Source organism: Halarchaeum sp. P4, from assembly GCF_051195175.1.
Lineage (GTDB): Archaea > Halobacteriota > Halobacteria > Halobacteriales > Halobacteriaceae > Halarchaeum.
The window spans coordinates 364106-389737 of the sequence record NZ_JBNTKC010000002.1; the positions used below are offsets into that span (position 1 = coordinate 364106).

The following is a 25632-nucleotide window of genomic DNA, read 5'->3' on the forward strand; positions in this document are numbered from 1 at the left end:
ACTATTTCGCCCCGTGAGCCGCTCTCGCGGCTGTCCTGCTCGCCCGTCGGCGGAAGTTTTATATAGAAGGGCAAACAATCGATGCGGTGACGATGTCTCAGCGACGTATGCAGGGCCAGCCGATGGTCATCATGGGTGAGGACGCGCAGCGCGTAAAGGACAAGGACGCTCAGGAACACAACATCTCGGCGGCGCGGGCCGTCGCGGACGCCGTGCGCTCGACGCTCGGCCCGAAGGGGATGGACAAGATGCTCGTCGACTCGATGGGCGACGTCACCATCACGAACGACGGCGTCACCATCCTCGAGGAGATGGACATCGACAACCCGACGGCCGAGATGATCGTCGAGGTTGCCGAGACGCAGGAAGACGAGGCCGGCGACGGCACGACGACTGCCGTCGCCATCGCGGGTGAACTCCTCAAGAACGCCGAGGACCTCCTCGAGCAGGACATCCACCCGACCGCCGTCATCAAGGGGTATAACCTCGCGAGCGAGAAGGCCCGCGAGTTCGTCGACGAGGAAGCCGTCGACGTCGACCCCGAGGACGAGGACCTCGTGCGCGCCGTCGCCGAGACCTCCATGACCGGCAAGAGCGCCGAAATCGACAAGGAACTCCTCAGCGGCCTCCTCTACGAGGCGCTCCGCGCCGTCTCCGTCGAGGCCGAGGACGGCTCCACCGTCGTCGACGTCGCGAACATCAACGTCGAGACGCAGACCGGTCGCGCCGTCTCCGAGTCCGAGCTCCTCAAGGGCGCCACCGTCTCCAAGGACCCCGTCCTCGACTCGATGCCGACCGAGTTCGACGACGCCGACGTCCTCCTCCTCAACGAGGCCATCGAAGTCGAGGAGGCCAACGCCGACACCTCCGTCAGCATCGACAGCCCCGACCAGCTCCAGCAGTTCCTCGACCAGGAGGAGAAGCAGCTCAAGGAGAAGGTCCAGAAGATCGCTGACTCCGGCGCCGACGTCGTCCTCTGTCAGAAGGGCATCGACGACATGGCCCAGCACTACCTCGCGAAGGAGGGCATCCTCGCGGTTCGCCGCGTGAAGAAGTCCGACATCCAGTTCCTCAAGGACGTCCTCGGGGCGGCCATCGTCTCCGACCTCGACTCCCTCACGGCCGAGGACCTCGGTCGCGGCAGCATCCGTCGTGACGTCGAGGACGAGCTCTTCTACATCGAGGGCACCGAGGAGACCGCCCACGGCGTCACCCTCATCCTCCGCGCGTCCACCGACCACGTCGTCGACGAACTCGAGCGCGGCGTCACCGACGCCCTTGACGTCGCCGCCCAGACCATCTCGGACGGCCGCGTCCTCCCCGGCGGCGGCGCCATCGAGGTCGAGGTCGCCGACCAGCTCCGCAACTACGCGGACTCCGTTTCCGGTCGCGAGCAGCTCGCCGTCGAGGCGTTCGCGGACTCCCTCGAACTCGTCCCGCGCGTCCTCGCCGAGAACGCCGGTCTCGACCCGATCGACATCCTCGTCGACCTGCGCTCCGCACACGAGAGTGGCGAGAGCCGCACCGGCCTGAACGTCCTCACGGGCGACCTCGAGGACTCCCTCGACGCGGGCGTCGTCGAGACGGCCCACGCCAAGGAGCAGGCCATCTCCAGTGCCACCGAGGCCGCGAACCTCGTGCTCAAAATTGACGACATCATCTCCGCCGGCGACCTCTCCACCGACAAGGGCGACGACGAAGGTGGCCCCGGCGGCGCCGGCGGCATGGGCGGCATGGGCGGCATGGGCGGCATGATGTAAACTCGGTTTCGAGCACCCCGAGCGTACACCGACCCACCGATCCCACGAGCGCGGCGCGGGCGAGTCGCCCGCGCTCGCGACGCTACGCTCCCCGAACCGTTCGACGACCGTTCGGCCCCACGTCGTTCTTCTTTGGCGCTTCGTCGAGAGCGGCGGCTACGCGCGGCGGAGCGATGACGGCGGAGAACGGCGTGTGTCTGTGGCGCGTTACGCCTCGACGTCGAGTTCGAACTGCTCGTTCTCGGCGGCGGCGTTCAACACGACGCTCGTCGAGGACTCCTTGATGTCGGCGTCGCCGAGCAGTTCCTTGATGAGGTAGTTCATGTCGTCGGTGTCGCGGAACTTCCCGACGGCGATGACGTCGTAGTCACCCGTCACCTCGTAGACGGAGACCATCTGCTTGTGCTCGCGCAGCCGGTCGGTGAGGTCGGGGAGGGCGTTCCCCTCGACTTTGAGCTGGAGGACGGCCGTCACGTCGTAGCCGAGTTCGTCGTAGTCCACGAGGGGCGTGTATCCCCCGATGACGCCCTCCTCTTCGAGGTCCGTCAGGTGGTTCGAGACGGTCGTCACGGAGACGTCGAGTTCTTCCGCGAGGCTGCGCAGACTCGCGCGGCCGTCGCCGAGCAACTCGTTGACGAGTTTCGCGTCGAGGTTCTCGTAGGTCATACAGCCACAGAGGAGATAGGGGGATTAGAATTTAACGAACGTCCATTTCCCGGTGTGACGAAAAGAATTGCAACGACCGGAACCGCTTTAGTAATCCGTGTGTTTGCATCGAATGACGTAACCAATGACGAACGGTAACTACGCCGCAGACGGCGGCCTCACCGAGACGGAACAGCGCGTTCTGGACGAGATCGAGGAGAAGAACGTCGACTTCCTTCGCCTGCAGTTCACGGACATCCTCGGTACGGTGAAGAACGTCTCCGTACCGGCCGAGCAGGCCGAGAAGGCCTTTACTGACGGTATCTACTTCGACGGTTCTTCCATCGAGGGCTTCGTCCGCATTCAGGAATCCGACATGCGCCTGAAGCCCGACCCCGAGACGTTCGCCGTCCTCCCGTGGCGCAAGCGCGAGGACGGGGCGTCCGCGCGCCTCATCTGCGACGTCATCAACACGTCGACGGACGAGCCGTTCCAGGGCGACCCGCGCGGCGTGCTCCAGCGCGCCATCGACCGCGCCGAGGAGATGGGCTACGAGGTCAACGCCGCGCCCGAGCCCGAGTTCTTCCTCTTCGAGGAGGACGAAGACGGCCGCGCGACGACGGAGCTCTCCGACGTCGGTGGCTACTTCGACCTCGCGCCGAAGGACCTCGCGGCCGACGTCCGTCGCGACATCATCCGCGGGCTCGAGGAGATGGGCTTCGAGATCGAGGCCTCCCACCACGAGGTCGCCGAGTCCCAGCACGAGATCAACTTCGAGTACGACGACGCGCTCACGACGGCTGACAACGTCGCGACGTTCCGCACGGTCGTCCGCGCCATCGCCGCGGAGCACGACCTGCACGCGACCTTCATGCCCAAGCCCATCGCCGAAATCAACGGCTCCGGCATGCACACGCACTTCTCGCTCTTCGAGGACGGCGAGAACGCCTTCCACGACGAGAGTGATGAGTTCGACCTCTCCGAGACCGCCCACCAGTTCCTCGCGGGCATCCTCGAGCACGCGCCCGCCATCACGGCCGTCTCGAACCCGACCGTGAACTCCTACAAGCGCCTCGTCCCGGGTTATGAGGCGCCGGTCTACGTCGCGTGGTCCGACCGCAACCGCTCCGCGCTCATCCGCAAGCCCGCGGCGCGCATCCCCGCGGCTTCCCGCATCGAAGCGCGCTTCCCGGACCCGTCCTGCAACCCGTACCTCGCGTTCGCCGCGCTCATCCACGCGGGTCTCGACGGCATCGAGCAGGGCCTCGAGGCACCCGACCCGGTTCGCGAGAACATCTACGAGTTCGACGAGGAGAAGCGCGAGGAGCACGGCATCGAGACGCTCCCCGCCAACCTCGGCGAGGCCGTCGACGCCCTCGAGGAGGACGAAGTCGTCCAGGACGCGCTCGGCGACCACATCACCGAGAAGTTCATCGAGGCCAAGCGCGAGGAGCACACTGGCTACCGCATCCAGGTCTCCGAGTGGGAGAAGGACCGCTACCTCGAGAAGTTCTGAAGGGGTAACCGGGTAGCCGGGAGCGCGACGACACCGGCACCCGCGACACCACTCGTTATTAGGACACCGTACACCGGCAGCGGCGCTTTCAGCGCGGCGAGCGCGAGGCCGCCGACGACGACGTAGCCACAGAGCGCGATGAGCGGCCGCACCGGCCCGCGAACGACCGTGGGGCGCCGCGTGACGGCGACGATCGTGACGAGGCCGCCGACGCCGAGCCCGCAGGCCGCGAGCGCCTCGACGGTCGAGCCGGCGACGCCGAGTCCGAACACGCCGAGGGCGGCCGCGAGGGCGTAGCCCGGCAGGAGGCCTTCGCGCGTGACGGCGAGGACGACCCCAGCGAGGACGGCGCCGGCGGCGACGCCGGCGACGACGTCGACGAGGAAGTGGACGCCGAGAAGGAGGCGCGTCGCGCAGACGAGGGTGACGAGGCCCGCCGCGGCGAGCCAGCGGTGCCGGCAACGCGGCCGGGAGAGCAGGGCGGCGGCACCGCCGTAGAGTGCCGCCGAGGAGACGGCGTGGCCGCTCGGGAAGCCGTAGCCGTCGTGGGCGACGAGCGCGACGCTCGCCGGCGGGCGGCCGAGCGCGAAGACGGCTTTCAGGCCGACGACGGTGCCGAATATCGCGAACCCGAGCGCGACGTAGCGCAAGGCGTCGCGCTCATCAATGAGGCCGTAGCGCGGCGCGAGCCAGTGGACTGAGGCGACGGCGACCAGCACGAACCACGCGTCGCCGAGTTGCGTGAGAACTTCGAGAACGGGGACGAGCGCGGGCGGGACGGCGTCCGTCAGCGCGCCCGTGACGCCGACGCCCCTCACTGCTTCGAGCGGAGCCAGCCGACCGCCTTCCCGGGCACGCCGAGGGCGTTCAGCCCGACACCGAACAGCACCATGAGGACGTAGAGGCCGAGCGTGGAGAGCCAGACGACGAGCATGGCGGCGATGGACCACCCGCCCTCCAGCCAGTAGAACGCCCCGAGCGTCATCACGGTGCCGTAGAGCAACACGAGATAGGGTCCCCAGCCGCGGGCGTGGTTGCGCCGAACGCGCGAGCGGACGTAGCCCTTCAGCTCAGATTCGAGGGCGCTCCGACTCATCGTCTTCTCCTCGAGTTCGGCTTCGAGATGCTCGACGCGCTGCTGGAGTTCGGTCACGTCGGGCGTCGGCTCGTTTCGCCCGCCGTCCGTCGCGACCCGCTCATCGTCCGGTGCAGCCTCCGTCTCGTCTGTTCGTCCCGCGAGCACGGCGTTGAGTACCGCCCCGACCATGATAACAGTCCCGGAGACGTACAGCCACGTGCTCAGGAGGACGGCCGCTCCGAGCACGCCGTACACCCGATAGTCGTCGATATAGACCGTGTAGAGCCGGAAGCAGTCCGCGAGCAGCGTCCAGCTGGCGGCGGCGAACGCGGCACCCGGCCACACCTCACTGTGGTGGAGTTCGACGTCCGGGAAGACGTAGTAGAGCGGGAAGAAGACGCAGAAGAGCACGGCGACGAGCGCGACGGTGCCGAGGAGGTCGCCGAGCGTGCCGCCGAACGCGTAGGGAACGAGGACGCCGACGCCAGCGGCGCAGAAGACGGCGGCGCCGACCGCACAGCAGACGAGCAGGCCGTCGGTGAGTTGCTGGCGGAGCGGTTCGGCGTTCGGCTTCCCGTAGACGCGCGCGAACGCCATGTCGAGGCCGCGAAAGACCCGAAGCCCGGACCACGCGAGGAGGAGGACGCCGAGGACGGTGGCGCCCTTCCGGCCGGCCGCGTTCTCGATGGCGCTCCGGACGAGTTCCTGTCCCGCGGGCGTGAGAAACGCGCCGGTGGTCCCGACGACGTAGCCGGCGAGGCGCTCGCCGCCGAAGGCGGACCCGACGGCGAGCGCGAGCAGGAGGAGCGGGACGAGCGAGACGAAGGCGTAGTAGGCGACGGCGGCGGCGAGGAAGGTGATGCCGTCGTCGCGGGCCTCCGCGACGACCGCACGGACGAGCTCGCGCGCGTCGTCGAGTCGTGTCACGGGCCGCTGCACACCGGACGGACTCGCTCCGGCCGTAAAAACACCTCAGGGCGCGACGTCGCGAATCTCGGCGACATCGGCGTCCGTCTTGAACGTCGTGCCGCCGTAGTGGGTGCGGGAGGCGTCGAAGCCGGCGTCACGGAGGGCGGTGAGGAACTCGTCCATGCCGACGGCGGGCTCGCCCCAGCGCCCGTAGAGCTTGTGCTGGTCGTAGTGGGTGGGCTGGTCGAGTTCCGCCGAGAGGTCGGCGAGGAGGTCGTCGGCCTTCTCCGCGGTATTCATGTCCTCGCTGAGCTGGTCGCGGACGTTCGCGACGAAGGCGTCCTCGCGGGTGGCGTCCAGCCAGAGCGGGCCGGCGCTCAGGAGGTTGTGACCGTCGCAGTTCGGACAGGCGTCCGGGCGGGCGGCGTGGAGGCCGTAGTCGTGCTCGCGCCAGAGGCACTCCGGGCAGTGATAGACGTGCCCGAGAGCGTCGACGGCGTCGTTCGCGGCGCTCGCGGAATGCGTGAGGTCGACGTAGGTGCGGACGTAGTGGCGGGTCGCGTGCGTCAGGAGGGGCGTGACGCCGACGTCGAAGCGCGCCGCCGAGCGCGCCATCGCCGAGAGGAGGACGCGCACGCCCATCTCGGCGTGGTACTCGGTGTTTCTGGGGACCGTCTGGTACTTGCGGATGCCGGACTGGAAGTGCGCCCCGCAGAGCGGCGCGGTGTCCGTCGCCGTCACGCAGACCATGTCGCGGGTGTTCGCGAACGCGGCGTCGAGGAACGGCGCGGGCGTGCCGAATGGGTCGAGGTCAACGACGTCGAACGCGCGCTGGGGGTCCCAGAGCACGGCGTTGGCGTCGTCGTGGAGCACCTCGCCCTCGCAGTCGTTGCGCGCGAGGTTCCCCTCCGCGAGCGCGACGGCGTCCGGGTCGCGGTCGACGAGCGTCGCGTCCCAGCCATCAGCGGCGGCACGCACGCCACGAACCCCGGACGCGGCCATCGCGTCCAGATACGTCTCCGCGCGCGGTTCGCGCTCGCGGTAGGCGCGCAGCGTCGCCACCGTCAGGTCCCGGTTCAACTCCTGTTCGGGGTTGAAGAACACGCCGTCCTCGATGGCCTCCCCGGACTGCTCGGGGACCTCGACCGTTACCGCCCCCTCCGTGACGTCCATGATGGCGCATACTCGGGGCGGCGCGCCCCTAAAGGGCACGACACGCATCCACGGGACCGGCGGACCGGCGTCGAACCACACGCTCTTTACACGGCCGTCGAGTACCGATGGGCAGTGACGGCCGACGACGTCGAGACCGACGCCGGCGACGCGGACGGGAGCGCGGACGAGGAGTGGCGGGACTCGCTCGCGGACGCAGGCGAACTCACGCCCGACATCGTCGCCCAACTCCTCGCCGTCCACGGCGACCGCGGACGACGCGCCGTCGACGCCGTCGGCGAGGGCCGGGTCAAGCAGTACAACGATTTCACCGTCGTCGTCGGCCACGAGGACGAGTACGTCGTCGAGGACGGCGGCTGCACCTGCCGGGACAGCCAGTACAATCTCGACGCCGACGACCCCACGCAGCGGTGCTGGCACGTCCTCGCCGCCGAAATCGCCGAGCGAATCGGCGCCGTGGACCACCACGACATGTACTACTCTGAAGTCCGGAACTTCCTCTAGCGTCGGGGCTTTTCACCGTCGGGCGTCTAGGGGTGGGCGATGACCGCCTTCGCGGACGTGACGGAGGCCGACGTGCGCGCGGCCTTCGACGCCCAGAACTACGTCGCCTCAGAGGACGTCGTGACGAGCGCGCTCCTCGCGCTGAGACTCGGGAAACCGCTGCTCGTGGAGGGCGCGCCCGGCGCGGGCAAGACCGAGCTCGCGAAGACGCTCGCGGCCGGCTTCGACACCGACCTCGTCCGCCTCCAGTGCTACGAGGGCCTCACCGCGGAGAACGCCCTCTACGAGTGGAACTACACGAAGCAGTTGCTCGCCGTCGAGGGCGAGGAGGCGAGCGTCGAGGGCGACGCTTCCGTCTTCTCCGAGGAGTACCTGCTCGAACGCCCGCTGATGGAGGCGCTCGCGACCGCGGACGACGGCGAGCGCCCGCCCGTCCTGCTCGTCGACGAGGTGGACCGCGCCGACGAGGCCTTCGAGGCGCTCCTCCTCGAGGTGCTCTCCGACTTCCAGATCTCCATCCCCGAACTCGGCACCGTCTCCGCCGAGCGACCGCCAATCGTCGTGCTCACGTCGAACCGGACGCGCGCGCTCTCGGACGCGCTGAAGCGGCGCTGTCTCTACCTCCACGTCGAACCGCCCGAGTTCGAGCGCGAGTGCGAAATCGTCGCGCGAAAAGTCCCCGCGTTGGACGACGAGACGGCCGCGACGGTCTGCGGCGTCGCGGGCGCGCTGCGCAAACGCCCCCTCCGGAAGCCACCGGGCGTCGCGGAGACGCTCGACTGGGCGGAGGCGCTCGCCGCGCTCGATTACGACGAACTCGACGCCGACACCGTGCGGGCGACGCTCGGCTGTCTCCTGAAGGACGCCGCGGACGTCGAGCAGTTCGACGAGGACGCCATCGAGGCGGTCCTCGCGGAGGCCGCCGGCCGGACGTGATCGCCGACCACCTCCGTGCGGAGTTGGTGCGGTTCGTCGACGAACTCCGCGACGCGGGCGTCCGCGTGCCCGGCGACGGCGCCGTCGCCGCCGCGGAGGCGCTCACCGCGCTCGACGACCCCGGGAAGGCGGACGTGCGCGCGGCCCTGCACGCGACGCTCTGCAGTCGCCCCGGCGACGACGAGGTGCTCGACGCGCACTTCGAGACGTTCTGGACGCGCCTCCGCGGCGGGGACGCCACCTACGGCACGGACGACGACGACGGCCCCGCGACCCTCGACACGAGCGCCGAGGGCGTCGCGGACGCGCCCGGGCAGACCGTCAGCGACGAGAGCGCGTCGATGGGCGGCGCGACCGGCGGCGGCCTCGAAGGCGGCGTCGGCGCGTCCGCGGGCGGGAGTGCCGGCAACCAGTACAGCGCGGACGGCGAGAGCGAGCGCGTCACCCTCGATAGCGTCGGCGACGCGGACGTCGCGGCGGCCGTCAGGGCGTTCACGGACGCCGTCGCGTCGCTCCCCGGGCGGCGCTGGACCGGCGGCGACGGCCGCCCGGACGTCCGGCGCGCGCTCCGCGAGAGCGCGAGCTACGGCGGCGTCCCGCTCTCGCTCCCCGAGCGCGAGCGCCGGCGAACGGCCGCACGCGGCGTCGTCCTCGTGGACGTCAGCGGCTCCGTCCTCGACGCGCTCGACCGGGACACCCTGCTCGCGTTCTGCCGCGAGATACGCGAGACGTGGCGGAACACCCCCGTCTTCTTCTTCGACACCGCGCTCCGGGACGTCAGCGAGGCGTTCGACGCGGAGAGCGTCGACGCCGCGGGCCGCGCGCTCGAGGCGACGGGCGTCGAGTGGGGTGGGGGCACCCAAATCGGGGACGCGCTCGCGACGCTCCACGAGGAGCGACCCGAAGCCGTCGACCGGCGCGGCACCGTCGTCGTCGCCAGCGACGGCGTCGAGCGCGGCGACACTGGGACACTGCGCACGGAGATGGCGTGGCTCTCGGGGCACGCTGAGCACGTCCTCTGGCTGAACCCGCTCGCCACCGATCCGCAGTGGCAGCCTGTGGCACCCGGGATGCGGGCCGCGCTCCCCTACCTCGACGGCTGTTACGCCTTCGGCGACACCGACGACCTCGAGCGCCTCGCCGCCGACCTCCGCGAGTACGGGCCGACGCTCCGGGCGGTCGAGGACGCGCGGCGACAGTCGTTTTGAGGTCGGCGCACGACGGCCCCGGCATGGACCGCCGCAGTCTCCTCACGACCACGAGTGTGCTCGCCACCGCGGGGCTGGCCGCGCTCGCGGGCTGTAGCGCGCCGACGGACGAACCCGAGCCCCGCGTCGAGAACGCGAGCTTCGAGAACGGGCTCGCGGAGTGGGAGACGGGCCGCGAGCTCCCGACCGACCCGAACACCGGCCAGCCCGTCGCCACCACCATCGCCGCCTCGAGCGACCGGGCGAGCGACGGGTCGCAGTCCGTCTCCTTCTTCATCGACGGCCGGCAGGACGACGGGGTGCTCTGGGTCGCGCAGGACGTCGACTTGGGCGGCGTCGACACGCTCACCGTCGACGTCTGGAGCCCCGAGGAGTCGTTCAACACCATCACGAAGGTCGCCGCCTACGCGGGCCCCGAGCGCGAACTCACCGAGAGCGACTTCGACACCACGCAAGCCGTCGAGGACCACGCGGGCTGGCGGACCTACGAGTATCCCGTGAGACACGACGGCGAGGGGCTGGTCGCCGTCGGTATCGCGGTCGTCTGGGAGACCGAGGTCACGCGGTACGTCGACAACGTTCGGCTCGTGTAGCGAGAAAAGGCGCGAACGCTCGCGCGTCCGCGGACGACTCATCGCTTACTCCTCGGCGCAGAGGTCGACGTAGTTCCGGAGGATTTGCAGGCCGGTCTCGCCGGACTTCTCGGGGTGGAACTGGGTGCCGAAGACGGTGCCGTCGTCGTTTGCGACGATGGACGCGAACTCCGCGCCGTAGTCGGTGGTGGCGACGACGTGGTTGTCGTCCTCGGGTTCCGCGTAGTAGGAGTGGACGAAGTAGGCGTACTCGCCGTCGACCCCCTCGACGAGCGGGTGCTCGCGAGTGACGTCGAGTTCGTTCCAGCCCATGTGCGGTACTTTCAGGTCGTCGCTCTCGAAGCGGACGTTCGTCCCCGGGATGAGGCCAAGGCCCTCGACGTCGCCCTGCCCTTCGCGTTCGGCTTCCTCGCTCGTGTCGAGGAGCATCTGCATCCCGAGGCAGATGCCGAACAGCGGCGTGTCGGACTCCGCGACCTCGCGCAGGGCGTCGCGGAACGGGCCGGCGTTCTCCATGCCGTCGCCGAACGCGCCGACACCCGGGAGGACGACGCCGTCCGCGTCCGGGAGGTCGTCGGGGTCGTCGGACACCTCGACGCGCGCGCCGGCGCGCTCGAGGCCGCGCGTCACGCTCCGGAGGTTCCCGAGGCCGTAGTCCACGACGACGACGTCCGCCGTCGTCTCGCGGGGAGACTGCGTGCTCATACAGGAGCGTGGGGGACGGCGAACCAAGTCGGTTTCCCTGCCGCGTCCAGTCGTTCCGGAAACCGAAGGACTACGGTACCACTGCACAACCGCGGGGGTATGGACGCATACCTGTTCGTACACTTCAGGGAGAAGCGGACGCCGGACGGCGAGCAAGTCCACTTCGCCGTGAGCGAGGACGGCTTCAACTGGGAGGCGGTGAACGGCGGCGATCCCGTCCTCTGGAGCTACAAGGGTGATAAGGGCGTGCGGGACTGCGCCATAACGCGAACCGAGGACGGGAGCTTCGTCATTATGGCGACAGACCTCAGCCTCGCGTACGGGATGCCCAACCAGTACGACGGGTCGTGGGAGGAGATCACGCGCAACGGGAGCGACTCGCTGGTGCTCTGGGAGTCCGATGACCTGGTCGAGTGGTCCGACCAGCGGATGGTCGAACTCGGTGACGGCCAGTTCGGCTGTCTCTGGGCGCCGGACATCACCTACGACCGCGAGAACGGGGATTACGTCGTCCACTGGTCGTCCACACACGAGCGCGACGACTACGCGAAGCACGCCATCTACTACGCGCGGACCGAGAGCTTCGAGACGTTCTCCGAGCCCGACCTCCTCTACGAGAAACCCGACAGCGGCGTCATCGACTCCGCGATGTACGAGGAGGACGGCGCCTACTACTGCTTCGTGAAGAGCGACGCGAACCCCGAGGGCATCGTCCTCCTGCAGGCCGACCGGCCGACCGGCCCGTTCACCCGCGTGTCGGCGTTCGACCGGACGATGGAGGGACTGGAAGGCGCGCGCTACGAGGCGCCGACCGCCGTGCGACTCGACGACGGCCGCTGGTGTCTGTTCCTCGACTACTTCGGCGGCGCGCCGGAGACACAGGGCTACGTGCCGTTCGTCGCGGACTCCCTCGATTCGGAGTTCGAGCGCGCCGACGAGGAGTTCTCCTTCCCCTACGGCTTCAAACACGGCACCGTCATCCGCATCACGTCCGAGGAGTACGAGCGGCTGCGAGCCTACGAGAAAGACCCCTCGGAACGATAGCTCCCTTAGAAGTCTCCGAGCGAGGACTGGCCGCCCTCGGCGCCGACGATGGTCGCGGCCGTCTCGATTGTCGACTCGAAGGTCGCCTCCTGCGAGCGGTCGTAGAGCGTCGCGGCGGGGTGGACGCAGACGAGGACGTCGAGGCGGACGTCGCCGACCTGAACGGGTTCGACGGTGCCCGCCTCCTTCGTGACCGCGACGTCGCGCCCGAGGAGGTGTTGGGCCGGCACCTTGCCGAGCGCGACGACGACCTCCGGCGAAATCCGTTCGAGTTCGGCCTCGAGGTAGGGTCGGCAGTTCGCGAGTTCCTCGTCCGTCGGGTCGCGGTTCTCGGGCGGGCGACAGCGCACGCAGTTCGTGATGCGGACGTCCTGCCGTCGGAGGCCGTGGTCGGCGAGCGCGCCGTCGAGGACGTCCCCGGAGCGCCCGACGAACGGTTCGCCCTGCTCGTCCTCGTTCGCGCCCGGGCCCTCGCCGACGAAGACGACGTCCGCGTCCTCTGGACCGACGCCGTTCACGATACGGCTGCGGGACTCCACGAGGTCGGGGCAGCGCTCGCAGCCCTCCACGCAGAGTCCCTCCATCTGTTCGAGGTCCGTCTCGCTCATAACGAGTGCGTCGTCGCGGAGGGCGTTAAGCCCCCGGGGTTCAGCGGTAGTCGTCGGCGGCGCGCGCCGCCTCGCGCGCGACGCGGAGCGGCTCGGGACGGCCACCCTCGGGCGTGTAGGTGCGAACGACCGAGTCGGGGTTCTCACAGCCGACGCTCCGCACGTAGACCGTATCGTCGCCGACCGAGACCGGACGGCGTTCGGGGAGCGCGCGGTACGCGGCGAGGCGAGCGTCGCGCGCGTCGCCCGAGAATTCCCGACGGATGGCAGCCTCGAGGCCAGCACTTGCCTCGAAGCTCACCGACAGGACGGGCCGGTCAGTCGCCTCGTGAAGCCGGTGGAGCTCGAGAATGTTGTACCACGCGAGCGCGACACCCGCGACGAGGACGTACTGGACGTCCGGGCGCTCGAGCGACTCCCAGACGTCAATCGCAGCGTCGGTGACGTCCGAGCCACCAACAGTGAACGAGCGAAAACAGAAGTCGTCGACGATGCGGTCCGCGCGGACGACGGCACCTGCGAGCGTGCTCCGTGAGGCGTCACCCGCGTAGGACTCCGCGAGCCCGAGCGCGCGGGTGCCGGCCTTCACGCCCTAGTTCTCCTTGATGTCCTGCAGTTTCTCCAGAAGCTCGTCGTTGCTGGCGTCAATCTCGTACTCGACCTGCCCCTCGTGGGCGTTGTGCTCCGTCTGGACGCCCTCGCCGTCGTCGTCCGCGGAATCGAGTTGCTGACGCTCCTGCTCGGATTCGTCGTAGCTTCCGAAGCCCATACCCGTATATTGTGGTTTCGGCTCCAAAAAAGAACCGACTATTTAAAACCGGCGCGCCTAGGCCGACGTATGCGTGTCGAGGAACCGACTGCGGACGCGGAATCGTTCACGTGTAACGCGTACCTCGCCCTCGGCGAGCGGGACGTCCTCGTCGACGCCAGCTCGATGGACGGCATCGAGGACGCCGTCGCCGAGCACACCGACTCGCTCGACGCCGTCGTGCTCACCCACCAGCACGCCGACCACGTCGAGGAGCTCGAGGCCGTCTGCGAGGCCTTCGACCCGGACGTCTACGCGTACGCCGACCACCCCCGCCGGACGCACGAACTCGCCGACGGCGACGAGGTACGGATCGGCGACGAGACCTTCGAGGCCGTCTACACGCCCGGCCACGCCGACGACCACCTCGCGTTCGTCTCCGAGACGACGCTCTTCTCCGGCGACGTCGTCGTCCACGACGACGGCGCGTTCGACTACGGGAGCTTCGGGCGCACCGACATGCCCGGCCAGTCCCGCGAGGAACTCGTCCGGAGCATCGAGCGACTCCTCGATCGGATGCCCGTCGACGTCGAACACATGTACAGCGGGCACGGCGGTACCTACCACGGCGACGTGCGCGACGTCGTCGAAACCGCGCTCGAACGCGCCGAGCAGTTCGAGCCGAAGTACCCCGACGAGTAGACCGACGTTTCTAAAACCTTAACCGCCTCCGCGCCGATTTGACGGGTATGCCCGAGCAATCCATCGAGGACCGCCTCCTCGACAAGCAGATCTGCATGCGCTGTAACGCGCGAAACCCCAAGGAAGCGGACCACTGCCGCAAGTGCGGCTACGGCAAGCTCCGCGCGAAGGCCCGCGAGCGCCGCGCGACGTAATCGCCGCCCCCGCGTTTTCCGACTCTATCTCCACTCTCTAGCCGCAGGGTTCGCTATTCCTCCTCGCCGGCGTCGAGGTACTCCTGCTGTATCTCGACGACGTCCGCGGACGTCTCACACTCGCTGTAGCGCCGGAGCGGCTCCTCGTTCAACTCGAAGAAGGTGTGGCCCCACGTGAACTTGCTCAACACCTCCTCGGCGTGCTCGCGCTCGCCGAGGATGCAGAGCGCGCCCGCGAACGCCTCCGCCGTGTTGAGCTGGAAGGGCTTGCCGTAGTTCACGGGGTTCGCGGCGACGAGGAACGGGAGCGCGCGGTGCTCGCCCGGCATCTCGAAGGTCGCCCGGCCCGCCGTCTCCCACGAGCAGTCGAGCGCGACGAGGTTCGCGTACTCCGCGTCCGCCGGCGAGAGCGCGGTGTCCGCGTGCGGGTTGAGGACGACACCAAATGGTGTCGCGCGCGCGGAGCGATGGAGCTCCGTCATGTCGAAGCGCGCGAGCTTCCGCGCCGTGCACTTCTTCGGGTCGTCGTCGCCCTCGTAGCGGACGTGGAGGTCCATTCGCTCCTGTCTAGTGCGTGCGCGAGGAAAAGTGGCGCTATCGCAACGGCGGTGCGCGCGGAACGCGGAGAGTGCCCCGCGACTCGCGTCTCGCTCCCGTCGGTCGCTCGCGCTCGTCGTTCGGTGGGCCTTCACTCCGCTCAGCCCCACCTACTCGCGGGTCATCGTGCTCTCCGCTCGTCTTCCCGGGGCCCCTCGCGTTGCTCGGGCCCGCGTTACTCGCGGGTCGCACGCTCCCCGCTCGTTTCTTCGCGACGGCTGTGCCGTCGCGGTTACTCCTTCTCGCCGGCGCCGAGCGCGGACTCGCCGACCTTCTCGTGGCCCTCGATGACCTCCTGGCCGCCCATGTAGGGCTGGAGGGGGTCGGGTACGTCGACGGTGCCGTCCTCGTTCTGGTAGTACTCCAGAATCGCGACGACGATACGCGGGACGGCGAGGCCCGACCCGTTCAGCGTGTGGAGGTACTCGGCGGACTCGTGGCGCTCGGGGCGGTACTGGATGCTGGCGCGACGCGCCTGGAAGTCCTCGAAGTTCGACACCGAGGACACCTCGAGCCACCGGCCGCCGACGTCGGGGCCCTCGGGCATGTCGTCGCCAGGCGCCCACACCTCGAGGTCATACTTCTTCGCCTGCGTGAAGCCAAGGTCACCCGTGCACATCTCGAGGATACGGTACGGAAGCTCGAGGCGCTGGAGGACCTCCTCGGCCTCCTCGACGAGGCCGTGGAAACGGTCCTCGGACTCGTCGGGCCGGACGAAGTTCACCATCTCGACCTTGTTGAACTGGTGGACGCGCACGATGCCGCGCGTCTCAGTACCGTGCTCGCCGGCCTCGCGGCGGAAGTTCGGCGAGTAGGCCTGATGTTTGAGGGGAAGGTCGTCGTCGAGCAGAATCTCGTCCCGGTACATGTTCGTCACCGGGACCTCGGCAGTCGGGAGCAACCAGAGGTCGTCGTCCTCGTAGTCGGCCTCGTTCACGTCGCCGATGCGGTAGGCGTCCTCGACGAACTTCGGGAACTGGCCGGTGCCCTCCATCGATGCCGAGTTCACCGGAATCGGCGGGAAGACGTCCTCATAGCCCTGCTCGCGGTGGACGTCGAGCATGAACTGGACGAGGGCGTGTTCGAGTTTCGCGCCGTCGCCCTTCGCGAAGTAGAACCCACCGCCGGAGACTTTCGCGCCGCGCTCGAAGTCGAGGATGTCCAGTTCCTCGCCGAGGTCATAGTGGGGCGTCACGTCCTCGGGGAGCTCTCGGAGGTCATCGAAGCCCTCGCGGCGGCGCTCGACGTTCTCGGACTCGTCCTCGCCGACCGGGACGTCGTCGGCGGGCACCTGTGGGAGCGTCAGGAGGAGGCGTTCGAGTTCAGCCTCCAGTTCGTCCGCGCGTTCCTCGACCTCCTCGAGTTCGTCCTTGAGTTCCTGCGAGCGCTCGATGGCCTCCTCGGCCTCTTCGTCCTTGCCTTCCTGTTTGAGTCGGCCGATTTTCGAGGAGACCTCGTTGCGTTCGTGGCGAAGGTCGTCGCCCTTCTTCTTCAGTTCGCGCCACTCCTCGTCCACTTCGAGAATCCGGTCGAGGTCGGCGTCCACGCCCTTCTTCTCGAGGGCGTCGCGCACGACGTCGGGGTTCTCCCGGACGAACTGCCGGCTGAGCATACTCGCGGGTTCTCGGGCGGCGGGCAAAACGATGGCGCATTGCGTGCAGGGCGCGGCGGCGAGGGCGGTGACGGCGACGGAGCCGCCGGAGGCGAACGTTTTTTCGCGCTCCCCGTCGCCCATCCGCGTATGGCTCCTGGCGACGTCGAACCCGTCGACTCCTGCACGGACGTCTACTACGTCGACACCGGCATGTACGACACTACTGCCTACGGCGCGGTGTACGTCGTCGACGCCGAGCGTCCCGCCGTCCTCGACACCGGCATCGGCACGCACCACGAGCGCGTCCTCGACGCCCTCGATTCGGTCGGCGTCGCGCGCGAGGACCTCGGCGCAATCGTCGTCTCGCACGTCCACCTCGACCACGCGGGCGGCGCGGGCTTCCTCGCGGAGGCCTGCCCGAACGCCGACGTCTACGCCCACGAAATCGGCGCGCCGCACCTCGTCGACCCTGAACGCCTCGTCGAGGGGACGAAGCGGGCCGTGGGCGACCAGTGGCGCTACTACGTCGAGCCCGAGCCCGTCCCCGAGGAGCGTGTGGTCGAACTGGCGGACGGCGACGACATCGACCTCGGCGACCGGACGCTCACCGCCCACCACGTCCCCGGCCACGCACCCCATCAGGTCGTCGTCCGCGACGACGTCGACGGCTTCGTCCACACCGCGGACGCCGCGGGCATCTGGGTGCCCGAACTCGGGGAGATAAAGGAGACGAGTCCGCCGCCGAACTTCGACCTCGAGCAGTGTATCGACGACGTGGAGACGATCCGCGGCCTCGACCCCGAGGTCCTCCTTTACCCGCACTTCGGGCCCGGCCCCGGGGACGTCCACGGCGTCCTGAACGACTACGAGGACGTCCTCACGAAGTGGGTCGACCGGGTGCGCTTGAAGCGCGACGACTTCGAGGACGACGAGGCGCTCGCGGAGTACTTCGCGGAGCGCGCGGACACGCGTAAGGTCTGGCCCGACCACAAGGCCGTAGAGGAGACGAAGATGAACGTCCGTGGCGTCCTCCACTACCTCGAGCGACAGTAGGCGCCGAGTCAGGCGCTGACTGTGTCAATCGCACAGCCACCCGGCGTCGTTTGCCGGCTCTCGACCGCCCCCATTTATCCTATACCCCCCAAAATACCCTACTGGAACCCGTGTCAGCATCGTCACTCATCACGTTCGTCGCGCTCATTCTCGTGCTGGGCGTCGCGGCCCAGCTCGTAGCGGCGCGATTACGCGTCCCGAGTGTGCTCTTCCTCATCCTCGCGGGTGTTGGCGTTGGTCAGGTACTCAACGTCCGCGAGCTCTTCGGTGGCGCGCTCGGCGGCATCGTCGGGTTGAGCGTTGCCATCATCGTCTTCGAAGGCGCGTTCCACCTGAAAATAGAGAAGTTGCGAGAGGCACCCCGCGAGACGCTTCGACTCGTCACCATCGGCGCGGCCGTCGCGCTCGTCGGCACCGCCGTCCTCGTCCGGGTGCTCCTCGGCCAGCCGTGGGACGTGTCGTTCCTCATCGGCGCGCTCCTCGTCGCGACGGGGCCGACCGTCATCACGCCCATCCTCGAAGTCGTGCCGGTCCGCGACCGGGTCGGCGCCGCCCTCGAAACCGAGGGTGTCGTGAACGACGTCACCGCCGCCGTCCTCGCCGTCGTCGCGTTCGAAATCGTGAGCGCGGAGACGGCCGCGACGACGAGCGAAATCGTCAGCGGCTTCTCCGCGCGCATCGGCGTCGGCGTCGTCGCCGGTCTCGTCGTCGCGAGCGTCGCGTGGGTCGTCCTCCGAAAGATCGACCTCTCGCCCGGGAACGCCGTCCAGAACGCCCGACTCGTCATCCTCGCGTCGGCGCTCGCCGCCTACGCGCTCGCCGAACTCAGCGGACTCAGCGAGTCCGGCCTACCTGCCGTCGCGACCGCCGGCATCATTCTCGGAAACGCCGACCTCCCCTACGAGGAGGAGATAGAGTCCTTCAAGGGCGACATCACGCTTCTCGTCCTCTCCTTCGTCTTCATCGCGCTCGCCTCTCTGCTCTCGCTCGACGACCTGCTCCGCTTCGGGGTCGCGGGGCTGGCCGTCGCCGTCGGCGCCGCCGCGGTCGTGCGTCCCATCGGCGTCTTCCTCTCTACCTACGGCGACCGCTTCACGCTCGCCGAGCGCGCGTTCGTCAGCGCGGTCGGTCCCAGGGGTATCATCCCCGCGTCCGTCGCGACGCTCTTCGCCGTCGAACTCCGGGCACACGGGATGCACGACGCCGCGAACGCGCTCGTCAGCATCGTCTTCCTCACCATCCTCATCACGGTCGTCTTCGAAGGCGGCCTCGCACGACACATCGCAGAATTCCTCAACGTCATACCAATGCGTGTCATCGTCATCGGCGGCGGCACCGTGGGTCGCGCGCTCGCAGAGCGCCTCGAAGACCGCGGTGAGAACGTCGTCATCGTCGAACAGGACGAATCGACCGTCGAACTCACTCGCGAACGCGGCTTCACCGTCCACCACGGGGATGGAACGGACATGGACGTCTTACGGTCGGCGGGCATCGAGAACGCCAAAATCGTCGTCACTGCCACCGGCGACGACGACGCGAACCTGCTCGTCAGCCAGCTCGTCGACGCGAAGTTCGAGCCCGAGACCATCATCGCGCGCGTCAACAACCCCGACAACATCGACGCCTTCAGCGAGCTCGGCGTGAAGGCCGTCTCCTCCTCGCTCGCCACCGCGTGGAGCATCGACAACCTCATCGAGCGCCCCGCGCTCTCCAACTGGATGACCGAAATCGGGCGCTCCGGCGACGTCCAGGAAATCGAGGTCACCGCCGAGGACCTCGTGGGGCGCACCATCGGCGAACTCGACGAGCAGCTGCCCAACGGCTGCATCATCGCGCTCGTCGGCCGTGACGGCGAGAACTCCGTCCCGAGCGAGGACTTCACCCTCCAGCAGGGCGACCACCTCACCTTCCTCGGGCGCAAGGAGGCCGTCAGAGAGGCCATCAAGCGCTGTCACCCCGACGAATAGGGAGCACCGCCCATCGCGGGGCTTTTACGGGTGCGGCGACGAGAGTGAAGAGACGGCACGGTCGGGTGGCCCCTTTCAGGCTACCGTGGTTTCCACGTGTGGCTTCCGCCGGCCGACCTACACCGTCGCTCTACACTTCTGAGCGACGGCCACACCCGCTTCGTCTCCTAAAGCGTTTTAGGCGCACCGGCCCACCGTAGCGCCATGGACCCGCGCCTTCGTCGGTTCCGCCGGCCCCTCCCCGCCCTCCTCGTCGTCGCGGCGTTCGCGCTCGGCGCCCGCCTGTTCGCGCTCGGCGCGCGCGTCGCCCACCAGGACGAGGGGCGCGTCGCGGACTGGATTCTCCACTACATGGCCGTCGGCCAGTGGGAGTATCGCCCCATCATCCACGGTCCCTTCCTCCCGCACGTCAACGGCGTCGTCTTCGACGTGTTCGGTGCCTCCGACTTCACCGCGCGCCTCGTCGTCGCCGTCTTCGGCGCGCTCCTCCCACTCTGCGCCTACCTCTACCGGGACCACCTCGCCGACGACGAAGTCGTCGCGTTCGGGTTGTTGCTCGCCGCGAGCGCGCCGCTCCTCTACTACTCGCGGTTCATGCGCAACGACCTGATGGTCGCCGCGTGCATGATGGCGGCGCTCGGCTTCTGGTTGCGCGCGCGCGCCACCGGGAAGGCGCGCTACCTCTACGCGGGCACGCTCCCGTTCGCGCTCGCGTTCACAATGAAGGAGAACGCCCTCCTCTATCCGGTGGCGTGGCTCGGCTCACTCGCCCTCGTCGTCGACAGACGCCTCCTGGTCGCGCGACTCACCGAGGACGGGCCCGGGCGAACCGCCTACGACCTCGTTCGGGACACGGCACGCGACCTCCGGCCGTGGGCGTTCCCGCTCGTCGCGTCGGCCGCGGGGTGGTTCGTCGTCGTCGTCGCGTTCTACGCGCCCATCCCCGAGGTGTACGGGGCGTTCACGAGTCTGGACGCGCTCCTCTCGGTTGTCGGGACGGCGACGCTCGGCACGTGGTCGAAGTTCGCGAGCACGTGGGGGCACGCCGGGATGAGCGAGCACTCCACCGTCGACTTCTTCGCGCGCTTCGCGAAGATTCTCGCGCTCACCGCGAGCGTCACGCTCGGCTTCGCCGTCGTCGGCTTCCTGAAGGAGCGCTACGGCAGTACGGAGCCACGCGACATCGTCGAGTTCTGCTTCTACTGGGGCGCGGCGAGCGTTCTCGGCTACGCCATCATCACCGACATCATGGCCGGGTGGCTCGCGACACACGTCGTCGCGCCGCTCGCGCTCCCCGCCGCCGTCGGCGTCGCGTGGGTCTACCGCATCGGCAAGCGGGGGTACGCCTCGGGCGACGTGTTCGCGTTCCGCGTCGCCGCCGCCGTGTTGCTCGTGAGCGCCGCGGGCGTCGGCGGCGTCGCCGGCTACACGAGCTACGCCGCCCCGCAGGACCCCTCGAACCCGCTCGTCCAGTACGCCCAGCCGGCCGGCGAAATGAAGCCAACGCTCGCCGAAGTCCGGGAGCGCTCGGTCGGCCACGAGGGCATCGACGTGCTGTTCTACGGCTCCGAGTTCTCGAACCCGAACGACCTCACACGCCAACCGACGTTGAACATCTCGACCGGTGGCTACGAGGGGTGGTTCGCGCGCCTCCCGCTCCCGTGGTACTTCAGCCAGTACGGTGCACGCGTCGCCAGCACCACCCAGCAGGACACACTCGGCGAGCGCGACGCGCCCGTCATCATCACGCTCGAGCGGAACGCCGACGAGGTACGCGAGACCATCGACACCAGCCGGTACACCGAGCGCACCCATCAGGGCTACCAGCACAGTCGGCCGGTCGTCTTCTTCGTCCGGAAGTCCTGAGCGGCCGGTCGTCCGACGGTCTTATGCGGCGCGAGCGTCAAATTAGGGGGTAATGACCGACCGGGCGCTCGACGTGGTGGAATTCCTTCTGACCGCACGCGTCTACGAGCGCAACACTGACCTCGACGAGAACGACCTCCCGCCGGCCGTCCGGAGCGCGCTCTGGGACGGCGACGGCGTTCCCCGACCACCACAGGCGACCGGCGAAGCCGTCGCGGAGGCGACCGGCATCGCCGACCCGTGGGACGAAGTCGCGAGCCTGATGTTCACCGAGCAGGACTCCTTCTCGGGTCGCATCCGCCTCGTCGACGACGACATGGCGAAGGAGTGGTACGCGAACCGCGCGACGCCCGAGCGGCTCGCACAGAACCCCGCGCTCGCCGCCGTCTACGAGGACGACTTCGACGGCGTCGACTACGAGGCGGCGCGCGAGGCCAACCGGCCCGTGCAGGCCGACCCGCAGTGGATCGACGGCCTCCTCGAGGAGATGTTCGACGAGGACGACGAGGAGATGCTCGACCTCGTCGAGGTGCAGGCGCCCGCCGAAATCGAGACGACGCTCGACGACCTCGTCCTCACCGACGAGCAGCAGGCCGAGACCGCGAAGGTCTCGAAGGCCATCGAGCACCGCGACTACCTCGCGAAAGTCGGCCTCGTCGAGGTCGGGAAGCTCCTCTTCGTCGGCCCGCCCGGCACCGGGAAGACCTCAACGGCGCGCGGGCTCGCCCACCGCCTCGACCTGCCGTTCGTCGAGGTGAAGCTCTCGATGATCACGAGCCAGTACCTCGGCGAGACGGCGAAGAACGTCGAGAAGGTCTTCGAGGTCGCCAAACGCCTCGCGCCCTGCATCCTCTTCATCGACGAGTTCGACTTCGTCGCGAAGACACGGACGAGCGACGAGCACGCCGCCATCAAGCGCGCCGTCAACACGCTCCTGAAGGCCATCGACGAGATGAGTCTCGTGCGCGACGACGTCCTGCTCGTCGGCGCGACCAACCACCCGGACGAACTCGACGCCGCAGTCTGGCGGCGCTTCGACGAGATTCTCAGTTTCCCGAAGCCGACGGAGCCGATGCGCGCGGACATCATCCGCATCGTCACGCGCGGCATCGAGGTGGAGAACTTCGACCCCGAGGAGATCGCCGCGAACACCGACGGCCTCACCGGGAGCGACCTCCGCCTCGTCCTCCGCGAAGCCGTCCTCGACGCGCTCGTCGAGGACCGCACGACGCTCTCACAGGAGGACCTCTTGGACGCCGTCGAGTCCTTCGAGGAGCGCGACCACCTCCGTAACCTCGACAGCCTCGAGGAGGCCATCGACTCCGACGAGGAGGAGCACGACCACGCACACGCCGACGACTGACCCGACTCGGCGGAGCCACGCGACTGACGCCGTCGCCGCGCCCGCCCGCGGCCGTCGCGGCGTGTGCCGATGTGACGGGAGTTAAGAGCGGGCCCCACGACGTACCCGGTGATGCGCGTCACCCTGCTCGGCACCGGCGACACGGCGGGCACGCCCCGGCCCGGCTGTGACTGCGACACCTGCCTCGCCGCGAAAGAACGCGGCGTCGAACGCACCCGCTCCTCGGTGCACGTGAAGAACGAGGAGACGGGCGAGGTCCTCCTCGTCGATACCAGCCCGGACTTCCGCCAACAGTTCCTCCGCGAGGACGTCGCGCTCCCCGACGCCGCCGTCGTCACCCACATTCATTTCGACCACTTGGACGGCATGGGGAATGTCTACCGGCTCCTCGACCACCTGCCCGTCTACGCGGCGGACGAAACCGACCCCGCCACCGAGGAGTCCGTCGCGGCGACAATACGCCGGAAGTACGACTACCTCGACACCGTCTCCGTCCACCCGCAGACGCCGTTCGAGACCTTCCGAGTGTGTGGCTTCGACGTCACGCTCGTCCCCGTCGACCACCCGCCGCTCCTCACCTACGGCGTCGTCGTCGAGAACCCCGAGACGGGCGCGAAACTCGCGCTCTCCGGTGACACGAGCTATCGGGTGCCCGCGGACTCCCGGGACGCCCTGCGCGACCCCGACCTCCTGCTCGCGGACGGCATCGTCCCCGCGAGCCTCTGCGAGTACCACCCGCTCGGTGGGCGCGACGAGGACGCGGACGGCGTCCCGCGGACGTTCGGCACGAAACACATGACGAAGGAGGGCGCGCTCGCGCTCGCGGACGACCTGAACGCCGACGAGCTCCGGGTCGTGCACGTCGCGCACCGCTACCCACCCGAGGAGGCCTTCGAGGAGCCCCTCGGCATCGACGGCGAAGTCTTCGAGCTCTAGGTCCAGCGGTCGAGGCCGGACTGGTGGCGCACACTCCCCGACTCGGGCGTCCACGCCTGCCGGGCGGCGCGCTCGGCGTCGAAATCGACGTCGGATGCCTCGGTTTCCTCGTAGCCCGGACAGTCGGGGCCGCACTCGCTCGCGGCGGCCACGAGGCGGTCCTTGTACGCACAGAAGGGGAGCGTCTCGATACCGGCTTCCGCGCCCCAGTCGGGGTCGATGTTCGCGCACCCGGGTAGCTCGTACGTCCGCCAGCCCTTCCCGTAGGCGCGCTCGGCGACGCGGCGGCGCTGGATGGCTTTCGCGTCGGGCGAAACGGGGTGGACCTCGCGACTGCCGGGGTGTGTCTCGCCGGGTTCGAGGCCCCAGTCGTCCCTGTCGAGGCGCGTCGGCTCCCGAACGACTTCGATGGGGTCCGTGTCGTCGACGTCGACGCGCCAGACGCCCACTTCGTCGGGGAGGCGGTTGAGGTGCGCGCGCGTCACGTAGGACTCCGTGGCGAGAATCGCGTAGTCGAGGACGCCGAGCGAGACGTCGTGGCGGAGTTGGTCGGCGAGGTTGCCGGGCGTGTCGAGGTCGGGTTTGTTCTCGATGCCGACGATGTCGCCGACCCAGTCGTCGGGGTAGCGCACGGTCTGCCGGACGACTTCGTGGCCGTCCCGTCGGGCGAGTTCGAGGAAGCCGGCGTCGCGGCCGCGTTCGGCGAGCGAGCGGGCGCGTGCGGGCGGGCCGTCGAAGGCGTCGGTGACGCGACGCCAGCGGCCGACGCCGACGTCCGCCGCGAGGATTTCGGGTGGAATCGTCGCCGGGGTGAGTTCGGTGCGGGCGTCGAAGTCGGGGCCACGCGTGAGGCAGACGACGTCGACGATGCGCCCGCCGGCGGCGCGGACGCTCGTCCCGAGCTGGCGCGACACCACCGGGTAGTCTCGTTCGAGGTGGGCACAGAGGCGTAACTCGAAGCCGAACTCGCGCACGCCAGAGGGGAAGTGGCTGACGCGGTTAAGCGTCCCGTCCGCTCAGGCGGCGAGCGCGACGTCGAGGGTGAGCATCACCATCAGGCCGGCCATCGTGCCGAGCGTGGCGGTACGCTCGTAACCGCGTGCGTGGCTCTCCGGGATGATTTCGTCGGAGATGACGTAGAGCATCGCGCCCGCGGCGAACCCCATCGCGTAGGGGAGGATGGGCGCCGCGACGAGGACGGCCCACGCGCCGAAGACGGCGACGGGCACCTCGACGAGTCCCGCGCGCAGGCCGGTGACCATCGCGTAGAAGCGCGTGCCGAGGCCGGCGTTCCGCGCGGCGATGGCGACGGCGAGCCCCTCGGGGATGTTCTGGAGGCCGATGGCGAGCATCAGCGGGAGCGCCTCGCCGAGGTCGCCGGAGCCGAAGCCGACGCCGACCGCCAGCCCCTCCGGGAGGTTGTGGATGGTGATGGCGACGATGAAGAGGAGAACGGAGGCGACGCGGCCGTCCATGTCGAGGCCGGCGGAGGACGCCTCGCTCTCGCCGCCGTCGGGTTCGACCTTGCCGGAGTCCGGGCGCTTGCGGCCCGTGACGAGGACGTGGACGTGGGGAACCCAACGGTCTGCGCGGTCGAGGACGAGGACACCGAGCGTGAGGCCGACGAGGACGGGGACGAGGCCGCCGGCGTCGATGCCGGGGAGGATGAGGCTGGTGAAACTCGCGGCGAGCATCACGCCGGCCGCGAAGCCGAGCGCACCGTCGAGCGCGCGCTCCGAGGGGTTGCGCCAGACGAGGATGCCGAGCGCGCCGATGAGGTTGAGGACGGCGATGACGATACCGCCGACGAGCGCCTGAATCACGGGGTTCGGTCCGGTGACTGAGACGAAGAAGTCGGCGAACGAGTTCACGACACCCGCCTCCGCTGGCGAGGGAGTGCCCGTCTCGGGCGACGGTCGGGCGTGGCGACGTA

The 25632-nt window shown here is 68.9% G+C and carries 26 protein-coding genes; 14 read left to right on the plus strand and 12 right to left on the minus strand.

What is annotated here, in order from left to right:
• The first annotated feature begins 122 nt into the window (after positions 1-122).
• Entirely contained in the window at positions 123-1760 is a 1638-nt protein-coding gene (thsB, locus tag ACQUS8_RS10015) for a thermosome subunit beta (protein ID WP_435101032.1), read from the plus strand.
• Between the two features lie 207 nt (positions 1761-1967).
• Here the strand turns inward: thsB and lrp are convergent, their stop codons facing one another.
• Positions 1968-2426: an HTH-type transcriptional regulator Lrp gene (gene lrp, locus ACQUS8_RS10020; RefSeq protein WP_435100402.1), complete on the minus strand. Its 459-nt coding sequence runs from the start codon at positions 2424-2426 to the stop codon at positions 1968-1970.
• A 124-nt stretch (positions 2427-2550) separates the two neighbouring features.
• Here lrp and glnA point away from each other — a divergent pair, with 124 nt between their 5' ends.
• On the plus strand, positions 2551-3921 hold the full coding sequence (gene glnA, locus ACQUS8_RS10025) for a type I glutamate--ammonia ligase (protein WP_435100405.1): 1371 nt from the start codon (positions 2551-2553) through the stop codon (positions 3919-3921).
• Here glnA and ACQUS8_RS10030 read toward each other — a convergent pair.
• From ACQUS8_RS10030 to ACQUS8_RS10040, 3 genes are read right to left on the minus strand one after another with little or no spacing between them, the layout of a single operon-like run.
• A complete protein-coding gene (locus ACQUS8_RS10030) occupies positions 3903-4739 on the minus strand; it encodes a phosphatase PAP2 family protein (RefSeq protein ID WP_435100408.1) in 837 nt (278 codons plus the stop codon). The genes glnA and ACQUS8_RS10030 overlap by 19 nt on opposite strands.
• Complete coding sequence (locus tag ACQUS8_RS10035) at positions 4736-5938, minus strand: YihY/virulence factor BrkB family protein (RefSeq protein WP_435100411.1); 1203 nt, start codon at positions 5936-5938, stop codon at positions 4736-4738. Before ACQUS8_RS10035 ends, ACQUS8_RS10030 begins: the two co-directional genes overlap by 4 nt.
• A gap of 33 nt (positions 5939-5971) precedes the next feature.
• Positions 5972-7081: a tRNA (guanine(26)-N(2))-dimethyltransferase gene (locus ACQUS8_RS10040; RefSeq protein WP_435100414.1), complete on the minus strand. Its 1110-nt coding sequence runs from the start codon at positions 7079-7081 to the stop codon at positions 5972-5974.
• Between the two features lie 114 nt (positions 7082-7195).
• On the opposite strand from ACQUS8_RS10040, the gene ACQUS8_RS10045 reads away from it, so the two are divergent.
• From ACQUS8_RS10045 to ACQUS8_RS10060, 4 genes are read left to right on the plus strand one after another with little or no spacing between them, the layout of a single operon-like run.
• Positions 7196-7585, plus strand: a complete 390-nt coding sequence (locus tag ACQUS8_RS10045) for a hypothetical protein (RefSeq protein ID WP_435100417.1) — start codon at positions 7196-7198, stop codon at positions 7583-7585.
• A 39-nt stretch (positions 7586-7624) separates the two neighbouring features.
• A complete protein-coding gene (locus ACQUS8_RS10050; protein ID WP_435100420.1) occupies positions 7625-8521 on the plus strand; it encodes an AAA family ATPase in 897 nt (298 codons plus the stop codon).
• Positions 8518-9729: a VWA domain-containing protein gene (locus ACQUS8_RS10055; protein ID WP_435100423.1), complete on the plus strand. Its 1212-nt coding sequence runs from the start codon at positions 8518-8520 to the stop codon at positions 9727-9729. Before ACQUS8_RS10050 ends, ACQUS8_RS10055 begins: the two co-directional genes overlap by 4 nt.
• Before the next feature lie 23 nt (positions 9730-9752).
• The gene (locus tag ACQUS8_RS10060; RefSeq protein ID WP_435100426.1) at positions 9753-10322 is read left to right on the plus strand and encodes a hypothetical protein; all 570 of its coding nucleotides are present in this window, start codon (positions 9753-9755) and stop codon (positions 10320-10322) included.
• A 45-nt stretch (positions 10323-10367) separates the two neighbouring features.
• On the opposite strand, the gene hisH is transcribed toward ACQUS8_RS10060, so the two are convergent.
• On the minus strand, positions 10368-11027 hold the full coding sequence (hisH, locus tag ACQUS8_RS10065) for an imidazole glycerol phosphate synthase subunit HisH (protein ID WP_435100429.1): 660 nt from the start codon (positions 11025-11027) through the stop codon (positions 10368-10370).
• A gap of 99 nt (positions 11028-11126) precedes the next feature.
• On the opposite strand from hisH, the gene ACQUS8_RS10070 reads away from it, so the two are divergent.
• A complete protein-coding gene (locus ACQUS8_RS10070) occupies positions 11127-12071 on the plus strand; it encodes a glycoside hydrolase family 43 protein (RefSeq protein ID WP_435100432.1) in 945 nt (314 codons plus the stop codon).
• A 5-nt stretch (positions 12072-12076) separates the two neighbouring features.
• On the opposite strand, the gene ACQUS8_RS10075 is transcribed toward ACQUS8_RS10070, so the two are convergent.
• The 3 genes from ACQUS8_RS10075 to ACQUS8_RS10085 are packed head-to-tail and all read right to left on the minus strand — an operon-like array spanning position 12077 to position 13448.
• A complete protein-coding gene (locus ACQUS8_RS10075; protein ID WP_435100435.1) occupies positions 12077-12679 on the minus strand; it encodes a uracil-DNA glycosylase in 603 nt (200 codons plus the stop codon).
• Positions 12680-12719: 40 nt separating this feature from the next.
• The gene (locus ACQUS8_RS10080; protein WP_435100438.1) at positions 12720-13268 is read right to left on the minus strand and encodes a DUF99 family protein; all 549 of its coding nucleotides are present in this window, start codon (positions 13266-13268) and stop codon (positions 12720-12722) included.
• 3 nt (positions 13269-13271) lie between these two features.
• A complete protein-coding gene (locus tag ACQUS8_RS10085) occupies positions 13272-13448 on the minus strand; it encodes a DUF5786 family protein (protein ID WP_435100441.1) in 177 nt (58 codons plus the stop codon).
• Between the two features lie 69 nt (positions 13449-13517).
• Here ACQUS8_RS10085 and ACQUS8_RS10090 point away from each other — a divergent pair, with 69 nt between their 5' ends.
• Together ACQUS8_RS10090 and ACQUS8_RS10095 are read left to right on the plus strand one after the other, a co-directional pair.
• Positions 13518-14129 carry an MBL fold metallo-hydrolase gene (locus tag ACQUS8_RS10090; RefSeq protein WP_435100444.1) on the plus strand — a complete coding sequence of 204 codons (612 nt, stop codon included), beginning with the start codon at positions 13518-13520 and terminating at the stop codon, positions 14127-14129.
• A gap of 47 nt (positions 14130-14176) precedes the next feature.
• Entirely contained in the window at positions 14177-14323 is a 147-nt protein-coding gene (locus ACQUS8_RS10095) for a 50S ribosomal protein L40e (RefSeq protein ID WP_435100447.1), read from the plus strand.
• 53 nt (positions 14324-14376) lie between these two features.
• Here ACQUS8_RS10095 and ACQUS8_RS10100 read toward each other — a convergent pair whose 3' ends face one another.
• Complete coding sequence (locus ACQUS8_RS10100; protein ID WP_435100450.1) at positions 14377-14880, minus strand: DUF367 family protein; 504 nt, start codon at positions 14878-14880, stop codon at positions 14377-14379.
• 272 nt (positions 14881-15152) lie between these two features.
• Positions 15153-16532: a serine--tRNA ligase gene (gene serS / locus ACQUS8_RS10105; RefSeq protein WP_435100453.1), complete on the minus strand. Its 1380-nt coding sequence runs from the start codon at positions 16530-16532 to the stop codon at positions 15153-15155.
• A 129-nt stretch (positions 16533-16661) separates the two neighbouring features.
• Between serS and ACQUS8_RS10110 the strand changes: the two genes are divergently transcribed.
• The 5 genes from ACQUS8_RS10110 to ACQUS8_RS10130 all read left to right on the plus strand — a co-directional run bounded on the left by ACQUS8_RS10110 (position 16662) and on the right by ACQUS8_RS10130 (position 23699).
• Positions 16662-17567: an MBL fold metallo-hydrolase gene (locus ACQUS8_RS10110; protein WP_435100456.1), complete on the plus strand. Its 906-nt coding sequence runs from the start codon at positions 16662-16664 to the stop codon at positions 17565-17567.
• A 101-nt stretch (positions 17568-17668) separates the two neighbouring features.
• Positions 17669-19534: a cation:proton antiporter domain-containing protein gene (locus ACQUS8_RS10115; protein WP_435101034.1), complete on the plus strand. Its 1866-nt coding sequence runs from the start codon at positions 17669-17671 to the stop codon at positions 19532-19534.
• 204 nt (positions 19535-19738) lie between these two features.
• On the plus strand, positions 19739-21400 hold the full coding sequence (locus tag ACQUS8_RS10120) for a flippase activity-associated protein Agl23 (RefSeq protein WP_435100459.1): 1662 nt from the start codon (positions 19739-19741) through the stop codon (positions 21398-21400).
• A 52-nt stretch (positions 21401-21452) separates the two neighbouring features.
• Entirely contained in the window at positions 21453-22763 is a 1311-nt protein-coding gene (locus tag ACQUS8_RS10125; protein ID WP_435100462.1) for an ATP-binding protein, read from the plus strand.
• A gap of 111 nt (positions 22764-22874) precedes the next feature.
• Positions 22875-23699: an MBL fold metallo-hydrolase gene (locus tag ACQUS8_RS10130; protein WP_435100465.1), complete on the plus strand. Its 825-nt coding sequence runs from the start codon at positions 22875-22877 to the stop codon at positions 23697-23699.
• On the opposite strand, the gene ACQUS8_RS10135 is transcribed toward ACQUS8_RS10130, so the two are convergent.
• On the minus strand, positions 23696-24673 hold the full coding sequence (locus ACQUS8_RS10135; RefSeq protein ID WP_435100468.1) for a DUF5787 family protein: 978 nt from the start codon (positions 24671-24673) through the stop codon (positions 23696-23698). The two genes, ACQUS8_RS10130 and ACQUS8_RS10135, sit on opposite strands and share 4 nt — an antisense overlap.
• 42 nt (positions 24674-24715) lie before the next feature.
• The gene (locus ACQUS8_RS10140) at positions 24716-25570 is read right to left on the minus strand and encodes a ZIP family metal transporter (protein ID WP_435100471.1); all 855 of its coding nucleotides are present in this window, start codon (positions 25568-25570) and stop codon (positions 24716-24718) included.
• Positions 25571-25632 lie beyond the last annotated feature (62 nt).

Bases quoted from the DNA above. Each gene is read 5' to 3' on its own strand.
- ACQUS8_RS10095 (WP_435100447.1), top strand. From the start codon at position 14,177: ATGCCCGAGCAATCCATCGAGGACCGCCTCCTCGACAAGCAGATCTGC.
- ACQUS8_RS10120 (WP_435100459.1), top strand. From the start codon at position 19,739: ATGGACCCGCGCCTTCGTCGGTTCCGCCGGCCCCTCCCCGCCCTCCTC.
- lrp (WP_435100402.1), bottom strand. From the start codon at position 2,426: ATGACCTACGAGAACCTCGACGCGAAACTCGTCAACGAGTTGCTCGGC.
- ACQUS8_RS10060 (WP_435100426.1), top strand. From the start codon at position 9,753: ATGGACCGCCGCAGTCTCCTCACGACCACGAGTGTGCTCGCCACCGCG.
- ACQUS8_RS10100 (WP_435100450.1), bottom strand. From the start codon at position 14,880: ATGGACCTCCACGTCCGCTACGAGGGCGACGACGACCCGAAGAAGTGC.
- ACQUS8_RS10130 (WP_435100465.1), top strand. From the start codon at position 22,875: ATGCGCGTCACCCTGCTCGGCACCGGCGACACGGCGGGCACGCCCCGG.
- ACQUS8_RS10075 (WP_435100435.1), bottom strand. From the start codon at position 12,679: ATGAGCGAGACGGACCTCGAACAGATGGAGGGACTCTGCGTGGAGGGC.
- serS (WP_435100453.1), bottom strand. From the start codon at position 16,532: ATGCTCAGCCGGCAGTTCGTCCGGGAGAACCCCGACGTCGTGCGCGAC.
- thsB (WP_435101032.1), top strand. From the start codon at position 123: ATGGTCATCATGGGTGAGGACGCGCAGCGCGTAAAGGACAAGGACGCT.
- ACQUS8_RS10050 (WP_435100420.1), top strand. From the start codon at position 7,625: ATGACCGCCTTCGCGGACGTGACGGAGGCCGACGTGCGCGCGGCCTTC.
- ACQUS8_RS10040 (WP_435100414.1), bottom strand. From the start codon at position 7,081: ATGGACGTCACGGAGGGGGCGGTAACGGTCGAGGTCCCCGAGCAGTCC.
- ACQUS8_RS10125 (WP_435100462.1), top strand. From the start codon at position 21,453: ATGACCGACCGGGCGCTCGACGTGGTGGAATTCCTTCTGACCGCACGC.
- glnA (WP_435100405.1), top strand. From the start codon at position 2,551: ATGACGAACGGTAACTACGCCGCAGACGGCGGCCTCACCGAGACGGAA.
- ACQUS8_RS10110 (WP_435100456.1), top strand. From the start codon at position 16,662: ATGGCTCCTGGCGACGTCGAACCCGTCGACTCCTGCACGGACGTCTAC.
- ACQUS8_RS10090 (WP_435100444.1), top strand. From the start codon at position 13,518: ATGCGTGTCGAGGAACCGACTGCGGACGCGGAATCGTTCACGTGTAAC.
- ACQUS8_RS10070 (WP_435100432.1), top strand. From the start codon at position 11,127: ATGGACGCATACCTGTTCGTACACTTCAGGGAGAAGCGGACGCCGGAC.
- hisH (WP_435100429.1), bottom strand. From the start codon at position 11,027: ATGAGCACGCAGTCTCCCCGCGAGACGACGGCGGACGTCGTCGTCGTG.
- ACQUS8_RS10085 (WP_435100441.1), bottom strand. From the start codon at position 13,448: ATGGGCTTCGGAAGCTACGACGAATCCGAGCAGGAGCGTCAGCAACTC.